Here is a 15,300-nt window from a genome sequence, read left to right on the forward strand (position 1 = left end):
GGAGAGAAACGGCATCGAACGACCCTGAACCGCAAGCGGCCCGGATCGAGTGAGCCGGGCCGCCAGGTCCCCACCCTTCACCTGCCCACTGGCAGGCCAGGCATTCCTCGTAATCGGTCGGTCCGGCCGCCGCCATGGCACCCTCCGCCTCGGCCTTGCGTTCCGAACCGGCATAGGCGGCGCGCTGGACCGACTTGGAACGGCAGTAGTAGAGCGACTTCACGCCCTTCTCCCAGGCCGTCCAGTGCAGCATGTGCAGGTCCCACTTGTTGATGTCGCCGGGCAGGAAAATGTTCAGCGACTGGGACTGGCAGATATAGGGCGTACGGTCGGCCGCGTGCTCGATGACCCAGCGCTGGTCGATCTCGAACGCGGTGCGGAACAGCGCCTTCTCGTGCTCGTCGAGCCCGTCGAGATGCTGCACCGAACCTTCGTGCTCGAGGATGGTGGCCCAGACGCCCGGCGTATTGAGCCTCTTTTCCTCCAGCAGCATTTCCAGCTGCGGGTTCTTCACCGTGGTCGAACCGGACAGGGTCTTGTGGGTGTAGACATTGGCCGGGATCGGCTCGATGCCGGCGGACACACCGCCGCAGATGATCGAGATCGACGCCGTCGGGGCGATCGCCAGCTTGTGCGAGAAGCGCGCCTTGACGCCCGATGCCTCGGCATCCGGACAGGCTCCGCGCTCGTCTGCCAGCTTCACCGAGGCGGCGTCGGCGGCCGTGCGGATATGCTTGAACAGCTTCAAATTCCACGACTTGGCCATGGCCGATTCAAACGGCGCGTTCATCTGCTGCAGGAAGGTGTGCATGCCCATCAGGCCGAGGCCGACCGAGCGCTCCTGCATGGCCGCATACACCGCCCGGTCCATTTCCGGCGGGGCGCGGTCGATGAAGTCCTGCAGCACGTTGTCGAGGAATCGGTAAACGTCCTCGATGAAGTCCGGCTCGTCCTTCCATTCGAGGAATTTGGCAGCGTTGAGCGAGGACAGGCAGCACACCGCGGTGCGCTCCTTGCCTTTGTGGTCGAACCCGGTCGGCAGCATGATCTCGGCGCACAGATTAGACTGGCGCACCTTGAGGCCCAGCTTGCGCTGGTGCGCCGGCAGGGCGTTGTTCACGGTGTCGGAGAAGATGATGTAGGGCTCACCGGTCTGCAGGCGCAGCTCGATGATCTTCTGCCACAGCTTGCGGGCATTGACGGTTTTCACCACGTCACCGGTTTTCGGCGATTTCAGCTCGAACTCGCGGTCCTCGGCCACGGCGTGCATGAACTCGTCGGAGATGTTCAGCCCGTGGTGCAGGTTCAGGGACTTGCGGTTGAAGTCACCGGACGGCTTGCGGATCTCGAGGAATTCCTCGATTTCCGGGTGGTGCACGTCGAGATAGACGGCGGCAGAACCGCGGCGCAGCGAACCCTGGGAGATGGCCAGGGTCAGCGAGTCCATGACCCGGATGAAGGGAATGATTCCCGAGGTCTGGCCGACATCCCCGATCTTTTCGCCGATCGAGCGCACGTCGCCCCAATAGGTGCCGATGCCGCCCCCATTGGACGCAAGCCAGACATTCTCGGTCCAGGTGCCGACGATGTCGTCGAGCGAATCACCGACCGAGTTGAGGAAGCAGGAGATCGGCAGGCCGCGATCGGCGCCGCCATTCGACAGCACCGGCGTCGCCGGCATGAACCACAGGCGCGAGATGTAATCGTAAAGGCGCTGGGCGTGCGCGTCGTCGTCGGCATAGGCCGTGGCAACGCGGGCAAACATGTCCTGATAGCTCTCGCCCGGCAGCAGGTACCGGTCTTCCAGGGTCTTCTTGCCGAAATCGGTCAGCAGCGCGTCACGCGAACGGTCGATCTTGACGCCCCGCACCACGCGCAGATGGCTCGCCGATTTCGGTTTGCCACGCGGCGACGAAGGCTTGGCTGCCGGGGCAGCCTTGGCGGTGTCAATCTGGCTTTTCGCGGCCGAATCCAAAGGCGTCATGGCAAGTCTACTCCCAGCCCGAGGCGTAATTTTCCTGTTTGCGCCGGGTCGGTCCCGACACAATCTGCGTTGCGTCAAGTTCGTAAGAAACTCTGTATAGTGTGCCGCTGTCGCCAGCGGACCCAACATATAGTGGATCAACTGGGGGGCGCGGGTCAACGGGCTGAATGGGTTCGGCGGCAAGTTTTTGGTTAACAAACCGCCAATCCGGCCCACGCCCCGTCACACCTTGTTAATCCTTTCCAGCGCCGGAAAAATCAAGGTGAAGACGGGGTTGTGACGGCCCTAGTCGAGGTTTAGGAGCTCCGGATCGCCCCCCTGGGCGGCGATGTTGATGGTCACCGTGCGCTCGCCCGCGAAGCGGTGCAGATAGTGCGGGCCGCCAGCCTTGGGACCCGTGCCTGACAAGCCCTCCCCGCCGAACGGCTGGACCCCGACGACGGCGCCAACCATGTTGCGATTCACGTAGACATTGCCGGCCGGCACGATCGACTGAACTTGCCTGTGGAAAGATTCCAGACGCGAGTGGATGCCGAGCGTCAGGCCGTAACCCTTGGCTGCGAGCTCCCTTGCCATCGCGCCCAGGTCCTTGCGGCGATAGCGGATGACGTGAAGAATCGGTCCGAACACCTCTCGGTCGATCATGTCGAGCGAGGGCAGTTCGACCAGGGCCGGGCCGAAATAGAAGCCGCGCTCGACCCACTCGCCCGGATCAAGCTGCTTGATGACCTTGGCCGAGCCTTCCATGCGCTCCATGTGGCGCAGCAGGATCTCGCGCGCCTCATTGTCGATCACCGGACCGACATCGGTCGCCGGATCGGCCGGGTCACCGACCTTCAGCTCGTCCATCGCGCCGGCCAGGCTCTCGATCAGCTCGTCGGCCGTGTCTTCCGGCAGGAAGAGCAGACGCAGCGCCGAACAGCGCTGGCCAGCCGAACCGAAGGCCGAGGACACGGCATCGTCGACGACCTGCTCGCGCAGCGCCGTAGTATCGACGAACATGCCGTTGAGGCCGCCGGTCTCGGCGATCAACGGGGCAATGGCGGTCTCGCGCGCGGCCAGCGAGCGGTTGATCGCCCGTGCCACTTCGGTGGAGCCGGTAAAAGCCACGCCGGCTGTACGCGGATCATTGGTCAGGGCCGCACCGACGATCTCCCCGGTACCGGGAAGGAAGTGCAGTACGCTGGCCGGCAGGCCGGCTTTCTGGAACATGCGCACCGCCTCGAACGCCACCAGCGGCGTCTGCTCGGCCGGCTTGGCGATGACCGTGTTGCCCGCGGCCAGTGCCGCAGCCACCTGGCCTGTGAAGATGGCCAGCGGGAAATTCCACGGGCTGATGCAGACAAAGACGCCGCGCCCCTTCATGCCGAGATGGTTGGTCTCGCCAGCCGGCCCCGGCAGGCGAACAGCGCTGTCGAACTCGCGCTCGGCCTGGGCCGCGTAATAACGGCAGAAATCAACCGCTTCGCGCACTTCGGCGATACCGTCGGCCAGCGTCTTGCCGGCCTCGCGCGACATCAGCGCCAGCAGGCGCGGCATGTCGTTCTCCAGGGCATCCCCCATGGCCCGCAGGATGGCCCCGCGCGCCTTGCCGCCGCGCGCATCCCATCCCGGCTGGGCGGCCACGGCGATCTCGAATGCCGCGTTGACGTCATCGACCGAGGCATCGACAGCCGTGCCGACATATTCGGTGGCGTCGACTGGTGACATGATCTGGTGCGCCGCGCCGTCGAGAAGCTGGCCATTGACCAGCGGTGCAGCGGTGATCGGCTCGGACGTCTCGAAATCGGCAAAGGCCTGTTCGATGCGCTTGCGCTCGGCCTTCTGGGCCAGGTCGAGGCCGATCGAGTTGTCGCGCTCCTCGCCATACAGGTCGATCGGCAGCGGGATGGAGGCGTGACGGTCGATCGTCTCGGCCACCTCGAACGGCCCGCGCGCCACATCCTCCGGCGGCACATCAGCGTCGAGGAAGGAGTGCACGAAGGACGTGTTGGCTCCGTTCTCCAGCAGGCGCCGGACAAGGTACGGCAGCAGGTCCTCATGGCTGCCCACCGGGGCGTAGACGCGCACCGGCCGGTCACCGAACATCTTCTCAGCCGCCGCGTAGAGCGGCTCGCCCATCCCGTGCAGGCGCTGGTACTCATAGCTGTCGACACCCGCCTGCTCGGCCATCAGCCGCACCGCGGCGAGAGAGTGCGCATTATGGGTGGCGAACTGGCTGTAAATGGCGTCCGGGGCGCCCAGCATGACGCGGGCGCAGACCAGGTAGTTGAGATCGGTGGCCGGCTTGGTGGTCCAAACCGGGAAATCGGGCCAGCCCATCTGGTGGGAAAACTTGATCTCGGTGTCCCAGTAAGCGCCCTTGACCAAGCGGACCAGGAAGCGGCGGCCGGTTTCGTGGCCGAGATCGATCAGGCGCTCGATGACGTGCTTGGCGCGCTTCTGGTAGGCCTGCACTGCCAGGCCCAGCCCTTGCCAGCCCTCCAGCTCCGGCGCGCGGGCCAGCCGCTCCAGAAGTTTCAGGGAGATTACCAGCCGGTCGGCTTCCTCGGCATCGAGGCAGAACCCGATATTGTAAGACTTGGCGGCCCGGGCCTGCTCGAGCAGCAGCGGGTAGAGCTCGTTCATCACGCGCTCTTCCTTGACCGCCAGGTATTTCGGATGCAGCGCCGAGAGCTTTACCGAGACCCCATGCTCCAGCTCGACCGGCCCGTCACCGCGCTGCTTGCCGACCGCCTCGATGGCTTCAAGGTATCGCCGGTGATAGCGCTTAGCATCCTTGGCGGTCCGGGCCGCCTCACCGAGCATGTCGAAAGAGCAAAGCTCGCCTTCACCCTTGGCGGCGCGCTTGATGGCCTCTCCGATCGTCCGGCCCAGAACGAATTGCTCGCCCATGATGCGCATGGCCCGAAACACCGCCGCGCGGATGACCGGCTCGCCCATTTTCTGGGTCATCTTGCGCCAGTAATCACCCGGGCTGCGCCGCGCCTCGGCCTCGACATCGATGATGCTGCCAGTGAGCATGAGACCCAGGGTCGACGCATTGACCAGCCAGTTTTCCGACCGGCCCATGTGCTCGGTCCAGGCACCGCCCGAGATTTTCTCCGCAATCAGCCGGTCCGCCGTCGGTGCGTCGGGGACACGCAAGAGGGCTTCGGCAAGGCACATGAGGGCCAGGCCTTCGCGGTTGGACAGGCCGAATTCCTGGAGGAAGGAATCCATGATGCCGCGCGCCTTGGTGGTGCGGCGAGCCGTGCGAACCAGCTCGACAGCATCGTCCTGGATCTGCTTACGCGCCGCTGCGTCCAGGCCAATATCGTCGGCCAGACGCTTTACGGCATCGGATTCAAAGGCAAATTTGTGCGTATCCAGATCATCCCAACGCATGCCGTCACGTGTCAGCACATTCATGGCTGAAACTCCCTACTCCAGCAGTGAATTGGCCCGGACAATGGTAGCAAGTTTCTCGCTCGGCAAGCGAAGTGCGCTGTCGCCGCGGCATTATTTCAATACCGCTCCGGGCATGTCCCAAAGGGTTCAACGCGGCACAACCGCTTTCTTTCCTTCAAGCGCGCAAAATCGCCGGTATGCTGTGCGCCGACTGATCAAGCCCGCACCGCGCCAGCTCGCCTGACGCCGTGCCAGCCCGACGGATGCCATGACCGACACGACGCCGATCATAGACGATGATGACGAAGCCGCTGACGCAGCCCTCGACGAGGACAATGGTGATGATCGCCCGCAGCGCATCATGCTGGTTACGGATGCCTGGGAACCGCAGATGAACGGTGTCGTGCGCACCTTGTCGCGCACCGTCGCAGAGTGCCGCGCCATGGGCCACCAGGTCGAAGTGATCCATCCGGGCCTCGGTTACAAGACCATGCCGCTGCCGACCTATCCGGAAATCCAGCTGGCCATCGGCGCCCGCAAGGACATCGCAGAGCGCTTCAAGGCCTTTGAACCGGAGGCCATCCATATCGCCACCGAGGGTCCGCTCGGCATGGCGGCGCGCCGCATCTGCGTCAAATGGAAGCTGCCCTTCACCACCAGCTACCACACCAAATTCCCGGAATACGTCAATGCGCGCTTTCCGATGATCCCCCTGTCGGCGGGTTATTCCTTCATGCGCTGGTTCCACAACGCTTCCGGCCGGATGATGGTCACCACACCGTCCATGCGCGACGATTTGTCCAAGCGCGGCTTCAAGAACCTGACGCCATGGGCGCGCGGCGTCGACATCGAGCTGTTCAATCCGGACAAGCGATTCGTCGATGGCCAGGATGTCTATGCCGACCTCGAACGGCCCATCTGGGTCAATGTCGGGCGGATCGCCGTCGAAAAGAATATCGAGACCTTCCTCAAGCTCGACCTGCCCGGCACCAAGGTCGTGGTCGGGGACGGTCCGCAGCGCGAGGACCTGGCCGAAAAATATCCCGACGCGGTGTTCCCGGGACCGAAGTTCGGCGACGAGCTGGCGCGTTATTTTGCCGATGCCGACGTCTTCGTCTTCCCGAGCTGGACTGACACGTTCGGCCTGGTGAATCTGGAAGCGATGGCCTGCGGCACTCCGGTCGCGGCCTTCCCGGCCCACGGACCCAAGGACATCATCCCGGGTTCCGGCGGCGGCTTCATCAATGACGATTTGCGCCAGGCCTGCCTGGACTGCCTCGAGATCGACCGGGCCGCACCGCGCGCCCACGCCGAGAAGCATTCCTGGCACCAATGCGCGCTCGATTTCGTCAAGAACCTCAAGCCGCACCCGAAGCCGGAAAGGCGACGCTTCTGGCGCCGCCTGCGCAAGCGCAAGGCCCTCTACTAGGCACACAAAAAACGCCGCCCCGAAAGGAGCGGCGTTTTCATGTGCGCCCGGGAGGCCGACGCTAGTTCGGCGCTTCCGTCATCGCGGTCAGCGACCGCGCCGCTTCGCCAATCTCGGCGCGCTCGGCGTCCGGCAAGGCGATCAGCCCACGGCTGGTGAGGTAGCCGAACTCGCCCCAGGCATCATCGGAGGTGAATTCCGCGACGTATTCCACCAGACCCGGGACGACATTGGCGTGCTGGTTCTTGACGTAGAAGAACAGCGAGCGCGAGACCGGATAGGAGCCGTCGGCGATGTTGTCATAATCCGGCTCGACACCGTCGATGAGAACGCCGGTGATGCGGTCGGAGTTCTGATCGAGGAAGGAGTAGCCGAACACGCCAAACGCGGTGGGGGTGTTGCTCAGCGTCTGGACGATGGCGTTGTCATTCTCGCCGGCATCGATCCACTTGCCGTCCTCGCGGATCCGGCTGGCGATCGAGCCGAAACGGTCGGCATCCTCGTCATGCAGCTCGTCGAGGCAATCGATGCCGCGAGCGCCACCTTCCATGCCCAGCTCGACGAAGGCATCGCGCGTGCCGGACGTCGGCGGCGGGCCGAACACTTCGATCCGGGTGTTCGGCAGGGTCGGGTCAATGTCCGACCAGCGCTCATTCGGGTTGGCCACGAAGGAGGAGCAGGTCTCATCGGCAGGCACTTCGGCGGCCAGGGCGAGCCAGAGCTGGGTCAGGCTGATGTCGAACCCGTCATACATGTCGCCGGCAGTTCCCATGACGATGCCGTCATAGCCGATGCGCACCTCGGTGATCTGGCGCACGCCATTGGACTGGCACAGCTCGTATTCGGACGATTTCATGCGACGCGAGGCATTGGTGATGTCCGGATGCTCCGAACCGACGCCGGCGCAGAACAGGCGGAAGCCGCCACCCGATCCGGTCGATTCGACAACCGGCGTGGAGAACTGCGTCTTGGCGCCGAAGGATTCGGCGGCGGCGGTCGAGAACGGGAACACCGTCGATGAGCCGACGATGCGGATCTGGTCGCGCTGCTGCGCTTCGGCGCCGGCGGTCAGTGCGAGCACGGCGGTAGCCGCCGCGAGATAAGCCTTGATCTTCATGTATCCAAAGTCCTTGTCACGAGAAGAAGAATACGGGGCCGGCCCGGCCGCCCCCGGTGGCTGATGGTTCTAGAAGTCCCACTGCACGCGCACTTGCGCGCCGGAGACGTCGGTATTCGGTGCGCCGACAATGCTGCGCTCGCCGTCGACATAATTGGCCATGATGCGCAGCTTGTCCTCGAGGTACCAGTTCACGCCGAGGGTCAGCGTGGTCAGCACCCCTTCGCGAGCCTGTTCCAGGTCTGAACGATCATAGCGAACCGCCAGCTCGACCGCGCCCAGGCCGCCTTCAGAGACCGGGCTTGCCGGGCGGGTGCGTCCAAACTTGCCGGACGACGCGGAATAGGACCGGGTCTCGCCGGTGATGAAGTAGCCGAGGCTGACATAGCCACTATTGATCAGGGGTTCGCCGAGCGGGCCGTCCAGCTCCATGGTCATGATTTCCGACTGGGCGTGGAAGGGACCGGCGACAACCGCGGCTTCAACACCGAGGAGCAGCGAGCTTTCCGCTTCGCCGAGCGGACGGCCGGGGCGGAAGTCGGCGGTGACGATGCGCGGCGTGATGTGGGTATTGGGACGAACACGGACGCGGGTTCCGGCATCGCCGTAATCCATGTAGCGAGCGGAACCGCCGAGGTGAACGGAGAGCTCGTCGCCATGGATCGGCGCCCAGGTGGCGCGAGCCGCTACGGCAGAGCTGTCGTCGATCTCGAAGCTTTCGCTCAAATCATCCAGCGTGCCGCCGAACACGCCCGCACTCAGCGTGTAATTCTCACCGCCGCCGGACACCATGGCGCCGACGCGGCGATCCAGTCCGAACAGGTCCGTGGCCTGGCCACGCTCCATGAAGGTGATGTAGCGCGAGGACGTTTCCTCCTCGAGCGAGTTGGGGGTCTTGAAGTGGCCGACCCGGATGTCGAAGGCGCCGGCATCGAAGGTCAGGTGCACGTCCTTGGCTGTGATCTCCTCATCGATGAGATCAAATTCCGCCGTGTAGTCGACATCGGAGAGACTGCCGGTCACGCCAAGGCGGGCGGTGCGGATCTCAGTGTCGGAAAACGTCGTCGTGACGCCGGCTTCCTCGAAGTCGATCTCGGCGGCGTCAAGAAAGATGCGGCCGCGGAAGGTGAAGCTGTCACCATCGGAATTGCTCCACGAGGGGACACCGTCAAATTCCCAGCCTTCGGCATGGGCGGGGGCCAGCGACGTGGCGCTGACGAGGGTCGCGATCGCGGTGGTGGTGAGCAGTCGGGTCACGGCATCAATCCTGTGATCAGCCTCTGCCAGTCACCGGCCCGGAGGGGAACGCGGCGACTTGCGGTCGGCAAGTGAAACAAGTGACAAACTGGTCTTGTCGTCGACCGTGTTAATCGAGCTTGATGACGCTTTTGCTACAGGCCGGTGACAGGTTTGTTTTATTTTATCGGCGACGGCAAGGCGACTCCGGGCAAGAAAAAAGGCCCGCAGCAATACTGCGGGCCTTGATCCATTCGCCATGGGCCGGTTCGCTAGACCAGACGCTTGCGCAGCAATTGCGACATCAGGTCGATGGCGCTGACCGCCACGACGATGACGATGACGATTGCCGCCGTGCGCTGGTAGTCGAAGGCGCGAACCGCCTCGAACAGGATCTGGCCGATGCCGCCGGCGCCGATCAGGCCGAGCACGGTCGCCGACCGGGCGTTCGATTCGAAGCGGTACAGGCCGAAGGAGGTCCACAGCGGGGCCACTTGGGGAATGACCGCCCAGATGACTTCGTGCAGCGGGGCCGCGCCGGTCGCCCGCACGCCTTCCACCGGACCATGATCAATCGCCTCGACCGCTTCTGAGAACAGCTTGGCCAGCACGCCGGTGGTGTGTACCGCCAGCGCCATCACACCGGCCAGCGGACCGAGGCCCACCGCGGCGATGAAGACCAGGGCGATGATCAGCTCGTTGATCGAGCGGAACACGTCCATCAGGCGACGCACCGGCTGCACCACCCAGTTGGGCGCCACATTGCGGGCACTCAGCAGGCCGAACGGAATGGCCGCCAGCACCGCCAGGAAGGTACCCCAGATGGCGATCTGGACGGTGACGATCATCTGCGGGATGGCTTCCTCGAAACCGTCCATGAGATTGTCCCAATAGGAGGCCAGGGCCTCACTGTCGGTATCGTTGGGGAAGAAGCCCGCAACAAACTCACCCATGTCGTCGGCGTTCTCGACCAGCAGGTAGGAGCGGTCCATGTCGGCGCTGTCGAAGCTCCACACCAGGATCACGATGACCCCCGCGGCGATCACCGCATTGGCCACGCGCTCACCGATCGGCACCCGCGGACCCGGGCCGCGTGGCGAGGACGCCCACAGCAGGCCGGTCAGCAGTCCGGCTACCAGGACGAGGGCGATGGCACCGGCCAGCCAGTCCATTCCGCCCGGCTCGCCGCCGGGAGCTTCGCCAGCCAGCTCGCTGGCCGCGTCGAAGGTATTGGCCTGGGAAACGAGGCTGGTATTGCCCGCCTCGACATCGGCGAGTTGCTGCTCGAGAGCGGCAATACGGGCTGCCCGCGTCGCCTCGTCGAGGTCCGGATCATTGCGGACCTCGGTCAGGTCGCGGACGATTTCCAGCTGGATGATCGGATCGAGATGGGCGTTGGAAGACGGCTGGAACAGGCCGAAATACAATGGATCGAGCACTTCGCGCGCCGCGGCAATGTCTTCCGGCGAGCCCATGCGACCGTAATTCATGAAGAAGTACTGGATGCGCCGCTTGGCTTCCTCGTCGAGGTCGGACCGCCAGATGATCGGGTCGGTCTGGATCGCCGGCGAGCGCCAGATCTCGCGCAGGCGCGCCGCGATCTCAGGACGCGTGCGCTGCAGCAGGGTCATGTTGGTGGTGTTGTTGGTGCCGACATCGATCAGCTCGTTGGCCACCGCGACCGCATTGGCTTCGTGATTGGCATTGCGCACCGAGTTGAAGCACTCGGCCGGATCAATGCCGCGCGGCGCAAAAATGAAGGCGGACGGCACCAGGAAGCCGGAGGTCGAATTGGGGTCACCCATGCCGAAGTCGAGCGTGCCATCACACTCCAGCACGTCCTCGATCGAGCGGATCGGGCTGTTCTGGGGCACCAGGAGCACCGAGTGGTAGCCTTCCGAACCGTCCGGATAGGTCGCCTTGGCGAAGACTTCACCGCCACCGAGACGCACCGCCTGCAGGCCGGAGAAGTTGGAGAACCAGGCCACTTCGATGCTGCCATAGCGCATCGCCTGGATCATGCCGGCATAGTCGGAAGCATAGAACGGCTCGATGTCGTAACCGGTCCACTCTTCCATGGCGGCAATGAAGGGCCGCCAGTTGGTTTCCAGGTTGGACGAGGATTCCGTGGCGATGATGCCGAAGTGCAAGGTGCGCTGCTCGCCAGCGATCGGCGCCGGCGGCGCTCCGGTTTCCACCTCGGGGGCATCGCTGGCCGAGCAGGCCGCAAGCGCGGCACTGGCCGCCGTGAGCAGGGCGAGGCGAGTCAGAAGGGAAGTGAGAAAGCGCATCAGTCGTCGCCCCCGTAGAAGGCGGTTTCAAATTCGGGACCGTAGATCTCGACCAGCTTGGCGCGGTCGAGCCCGTCACTTGGCCCGTCATAGACGATCCGCCCCTTGTTGAGCGCCACAATGCGGTCGCAGAACTGGTTGGCGTAATCGACCTGGTGCAGGGTCACGATCACGGTGAGATTGTCGGTACGGTTGAGCTCGCGCAGCAACTCCATGACCTTGCGGGCCGAGACCGGGTCGAGCGAGGCGATCGGCTCGTCGGCGAACAGCACTTCGGCACCCTGGACCAGGGCGCGGGCGATGGCGCCGCGCTGCTGCTGTCCACCGGACAGGTTGGAGGCGCGACGAGCCGCAAAGCTGTCCATGCCGACGCGCTCCAGCGCGTCCATGGCCTTCTGCTTGTCGGCGTTGGGATAGATACCGAGGGCGCCGCGCCAGACCGGCAGCCGGCCAAGGGCGCCGAGCAGGACATTGGCAAACAGGCTCAGCCGCCCAACCAGGTTGAACTGCTGGAAGATGAAGCCGAGGCGCGCCCGGTTGGAGCGGATTCGCTTGGTCACCTTGCCGCCGGACTGCATGGTCCGGCCTAGCACGCTGACCGGACCCGACGCGGCATCCGCCTGCTGCAGGGCCGCGGCGACGCGCAGCAGGGTCGACTTGCCCGATCCGGACGGCCCGATCAGGGCGACCATTTCGCCGGGGCTGACCTGCAGGCTCACATTGTCGAGCGCTTTGGTTTCCCCGAAAGTCATACGGACATTTTCGGCGTGAAGCGCCAGGGTGGCGTCTGTCATGGTTTGCATTCCCATTCGCGGCGGGCCCCTTGTCGCCCACACGCATAACACTTTTGTGACAGGAGCATCATGTTTCTCACATTGATGGCGAGCATTGCCCTGTTCACGGCCTTGGCGGCGCTGGCCTGGATCGATGCCCGGACCTATCGCCTGCCCGACTGGCTGACCCTGCCCCTGATCGTGCTGGGGCTGGTCGTCAATGCCGGGCTGTGGGGGAGCGTATGGGCACCCATCGCCGGCGCCGCAATAGGCTATGTCAGCCTCGTGGTTATCGAACATGGTTACCGGGCGCTGCGGGGACGGGACGGGCTGGGCCGCGGCGATGCCAAGCTGATGGCCGCCGGCGGGGCCTGGTGCGGGGCGTGGATGCTGCCGCTTATCGTGCTGATCGCCAGCCTCTCGGCAATTGTCTTCATCCTCGCCATTTCAGCGGTTCGCCGGCGGTTGCCAGACAGCGCCCAGCCCTGGCCCTTTGGCCCCTGGATCGCCCTGGCCATCGGCGTGGCCTGGAGCATACGCGTTTACGATACGCCACTGCCACTCGTTTTCTAAGCTATACAAGGCCATTCCGGACAATTCAGCGACCTGTAGACAAGCGCTTGCACCGGCAACGGAAATTTCCCACTTTACACCCTCGGAGTTTGACTTTAATCGCCCAATTCCCGGCGGAGGCGACAAAGCCGGATTGGGTTTCACTGCCAACAGGGGGTCACGTGAATTGCACACGTTCCATACGCCCCTGGACCTGGTCCGTACCCGGCACGTAGAAAGCCCGGTCGTCTGCGCACGTCCGGATCGCGTTGCCGAAGCGAGCCATTGGTTCCAGGACAATTTCCCGGGCGAGGTTCTTTACGCCGTCAAAGCCAATCCGAGCCCTTGGGTGGTGGATGCGCTGTATGCGTCCGGCTTGCGGTTTTTTGATACTGCGTCCATCCCGGAAATCCGTCTCGTCGCCGAGCGCTGTCCGGAGGCCACCATGGCCTTCCTGCACCCGGTCAAGAGCCGCGAGTCCATCCGTCGCGCCTATTACGAATTTGGCGTCCGCATCTTTGCGCTCGACTGCGAGGCCGAGCTGCAGAAAATCATCCAGGAGACCAACTACGCCCAGGACCTGATCCTGATCGTTCGCCTGGCCGTGTCCAATGACGGCGCCATGTTCTCGCTGGCCGGCAAGTTCGGTGTCCCGGCCTATGAGGCCGCCGAACTGATCCGCTCAGCCCGGGCCCATGCCGACGAACTGGGCGTCAGCTTCCATGTCGGCAGCCAGTGCATGCAACCGTCGGCCTACCGGTCGGCCATGATGGAAGCCTCCCGGATGATCGCCCAGGCGGGTGTCACCGTGGACATCGTCGATGTCGGTGGCGGTTTTCCCTCGATCTATCCGGGCATGGCCCCGCCACCGATGTCGGAATACATCTCGGCAATCGAGGAAGCCTTCGAGGACATGATGGTCCTCGAGAACGCCGATCTGTGGTGCGAGCCCGGCCGGGCCCTGGTGGCCGAGGGCGAAAGCGTCCTGACCCGCGTCGAGCTGGTCAAGGGTGACGCTCTTTACCTCAATGACGGAGCCTATGGCCGCCTGTTCGACGCCGCGCACTCGAAATGGCCCTTTCCGGTCCGGGTGCACCGCGCCAATGGCAAGATCGACGAGGAGACCGCCTCGTTCCGCTTCTTCGGCCCGACCTGCGACTCGATGGATGCCATCCCCGGCCCCTTCGAACTGCCGGCCGACATCGCCGAGGGTGACATCATCGAGATCGGCATGCTCGGCGCCTACGGCACCGCACTGGCCACTGATTTCAACGGCTTCGGAGCCATTGAACGGGTCATGGTTGAGGATATGCCATGGCCGTCTATGTTCGAGGCTCAAGCCCAACCCGTTCAGGCCGACGATGAAGGCGCGGAAGTGATCAACTTCGCCCGTGCCCGTCGGCGCCGCCCCAAACTCAGGAGACGCGCATGAGCGACACCTCCAATCGCAAGGCCGAGCTGCTTTCCAGCCCGGTGGAGCATATTGACATCACCGCCTTTGACGGCCGCCAACTCATCGACAGCTGGGAGAAGATGTCCTTCACCTCGCGCGATGCAGCCCGGGCCGCGCGCATCCTGCAGCAGGCCGTGGCGGATCCCGACTGCTCGGTCATCCTGACCCTGGCCGGCTCCACCTCGGCCGGCGGCTGCATGCATGTGTGGCGCGACATGGTGCGTCACAACATGGTCGACGCCATCGTCTCGACCGGCGCCTCGATCGTCGACATGGACTTCTTCGAGGCGCTCGGCTTCAAGCACTACCAGGCCAAGGAAATCCCCGACGACCGGGTGCTGCGCGACCTCTATATCGACCGCATCTACGACACCTATATCGACGAGAAAGAGCTGCAGGCGACCGACCATGCCACGCTCGAGATCGCCGACATGCTCGAGCCGGGGCCGCGCTCGTCACGCTCCTATATCAAGGCGATGGGCAAGTGGCTCGCCGACGGCAATGCCAAGAAGCAAGGCTCGCTGGTGCAGGAATGCTACGAGCAGGGCGTGCCGATCTTCTGCCCGGCCTTCTCCGACTGCTCTGCCGGCTTCGGCCTGGTGAAGCACCAGGTCCAGCGCATGAAGGCGAACAAGCCCTACCTGTCGATCGACAGCGTGGCCGACTTCCGCGAGCTGACCGACATCAAGATCAAGGCCGGCAAGACGGGCCTGTTCATGGTCGGCGGCGGGGTGCCGAAGAATTTCGCCCAGGACACCGTGGTGTGCGCGGAAATCCTCGGCGAGGAAGTGCCGATGCACGCCTATGCGGTGCAGATCACCGTGGCCGACGTGCGCGACGGCGCGTGCTCGTCCTCGACGCTGAAGGAAGCCTGTTCCTGGGGCAAGGTCGACGTGGCGCTGGAACAGATGGTGTTCGCCGAAGCGTCCACCGTGGCCCCGGTCATTGCCTCCGATGTCTACCACCGCGGCAGCTGGAAACAGCGCCCGCGCCACCGCTATGGCGACATGTTCGGCGATTGATCCGGACACCCATGCCAGACACGAAGAAGCCCCGGCACTGGTGCCGGGGCTTT

Annotated in this window: 9 protein-coding genes and 1 pseudogene; 4 read left to right on the forward strand and 6 right to left on the reverse strand. The window is 64.3% G+C overall.

The genetic code is table 11. The annotated features are described in order from the left end of the window. Positions 1-88: 88 nt before the first annotated feature. Positions 89-1,984: pseudogene (locus ACXYMR_RS02915) on the reverse strand (ribonucleoside-diphosphate reductase subunit alpha); the annotation flags it as partial. A gap of 285 nt (positions 1,985-2,269) precedes the next feature. Next, positions 2,270-5,395: a bifunctional proline dehydrogenase/L-glutamate gamma-semialdehyde dehydrogenase PutA gene (gene putA, locus ACXYMR_RS02920; protein WP_458941253.1), complete on the reverse strand. Its 3,126-nt coding sequence runs from the start codon at positions 5,393-5,395 to the stop codon at positions 2,270-2,272. A 340-nt stretch (positions 5,396-5,735) separates the two neighbouring features. Here putA and ACXYMR_RS02925 point away from each other — a divergent pair, with 340 nt between their 5' ends. Then, positions 5,736-6,803, forward strand: coding sequence for a glycosyltransferase family 4 protein (locus ACXYMR_RS02925; protein ID WP_458941913.1), 1,068 nt, complete (start codon positions 5,736-5,738; stop codon positions 6,801-6,803). 61 nt (positions 6,804-6,864) lie between these two features. On the opposite strand, the gene ACXYMR_RS02930 is transcribed toward ACXYMR_RS02925, so the two are convergent. From ACXYMR_RS02930 to phnC, 4 genes are all read right to left on the reverse strand, one after another. Further along, entirely contained in the window at positions 6,865-7,920 is a 1,056-nt protein-coding gene (locus ACXYMR_RS02930) for a substrate-binding domain-containing protein (protein ID WP_458941254.1), read from the reverse strand. Positions 7,921-7,989: 69 nt separating this feature from the next. Continuing rightward, a complete protein-coding gene (locus tag ACXYMR_RS02935) occupies positions 7,990-9,177 on the reverse strand; it encodes an OprO/OprP family phosphate-selective porin (RefSeq protein ID WP_458941255.1) in 1,188 nt (395 codons plus the stop codon). 251 nt (positions 9,178-9,428) lie between these two features. Further along, positions 9,429-11,447: a phosphonate ABC transporter, permease protein PhnE gene (gene phnE, locus ACXYMR_RS02940; protein ID WP_458941256.1), complete on the reverse strand. Its 2,019-nt coding sequence runs from the start codon at positions 11,445-11,447 to the stop codon at positions 9,429-9,431. Beyond that, positions 11,447-12,241, reverse strand: coding sequence for a phosphonate ABC transporter ATP-binding protein (gene phnC / locus ACXYMR_RS02945; protein ID WP_458941257.1), 795 nt, complete (start codon positions 12,239-12,241; stop codon positions 11,447-11,449). Before phnC ends, phnE begins: the two co-directional genes overlap by 1 nt. A 69-nt stretch (positions 12,242-12,310) precedes the next feature. Here phnC and ACXYMR_RS02950 point away from each other — a divergent pair, with 69 nt between their 5' ends. The 3 genes from ACXYMR_RS02950 (at position 12,311) to ACXYMR_RS02960 (ending at position 15,247) form a co-directional block, all read left to right on the forward strand. After that, on the forward strand, positions 12,311-12,793 hold the full coding sequence (locus tag ACXYMR_RS02950) for a prepilin peptidase (protein WP_458941258.1): 483 nt from the start codon (positions 12,311-12,313) through the stop codon (positions 12,791-12,793). A gap of 166 nt (positions 12,794-12,959) precedes the next feature. Further along, positions 12,960-14,204, forward strand: a complete 1,245-nt coding sequence (locus ACXYMR_RS02955) for a type III PLP-dependent enzyme (protein ID WP_458941259.1) — start codon at positions 12,960-12,962, stop codon at positions 14,202-14,204. Beyond that, complete coding sequence (locus tag ACXYMR_RS02960; RefSeq protein ID WP_458941260.1) at positions 14,201-15,247, forward strand: 1,9-bis(guanidino)-5-aza-nonane synthase; 1,047 nt, start codon at positions 14,201-14,203, stop codon at positions 15,245-15,247. Before ACXYMR_RS02955 ends, ACXYMR_RS02960 begins: the two co-directional genes overlap by 4 nt. Positions 15,248-15,300 lie beyond the last annotated feature (53 nt).

The sequence above is a fragment of the Maricaulis sp. CAU 1757 genome, from assembly GCF_054482675.1.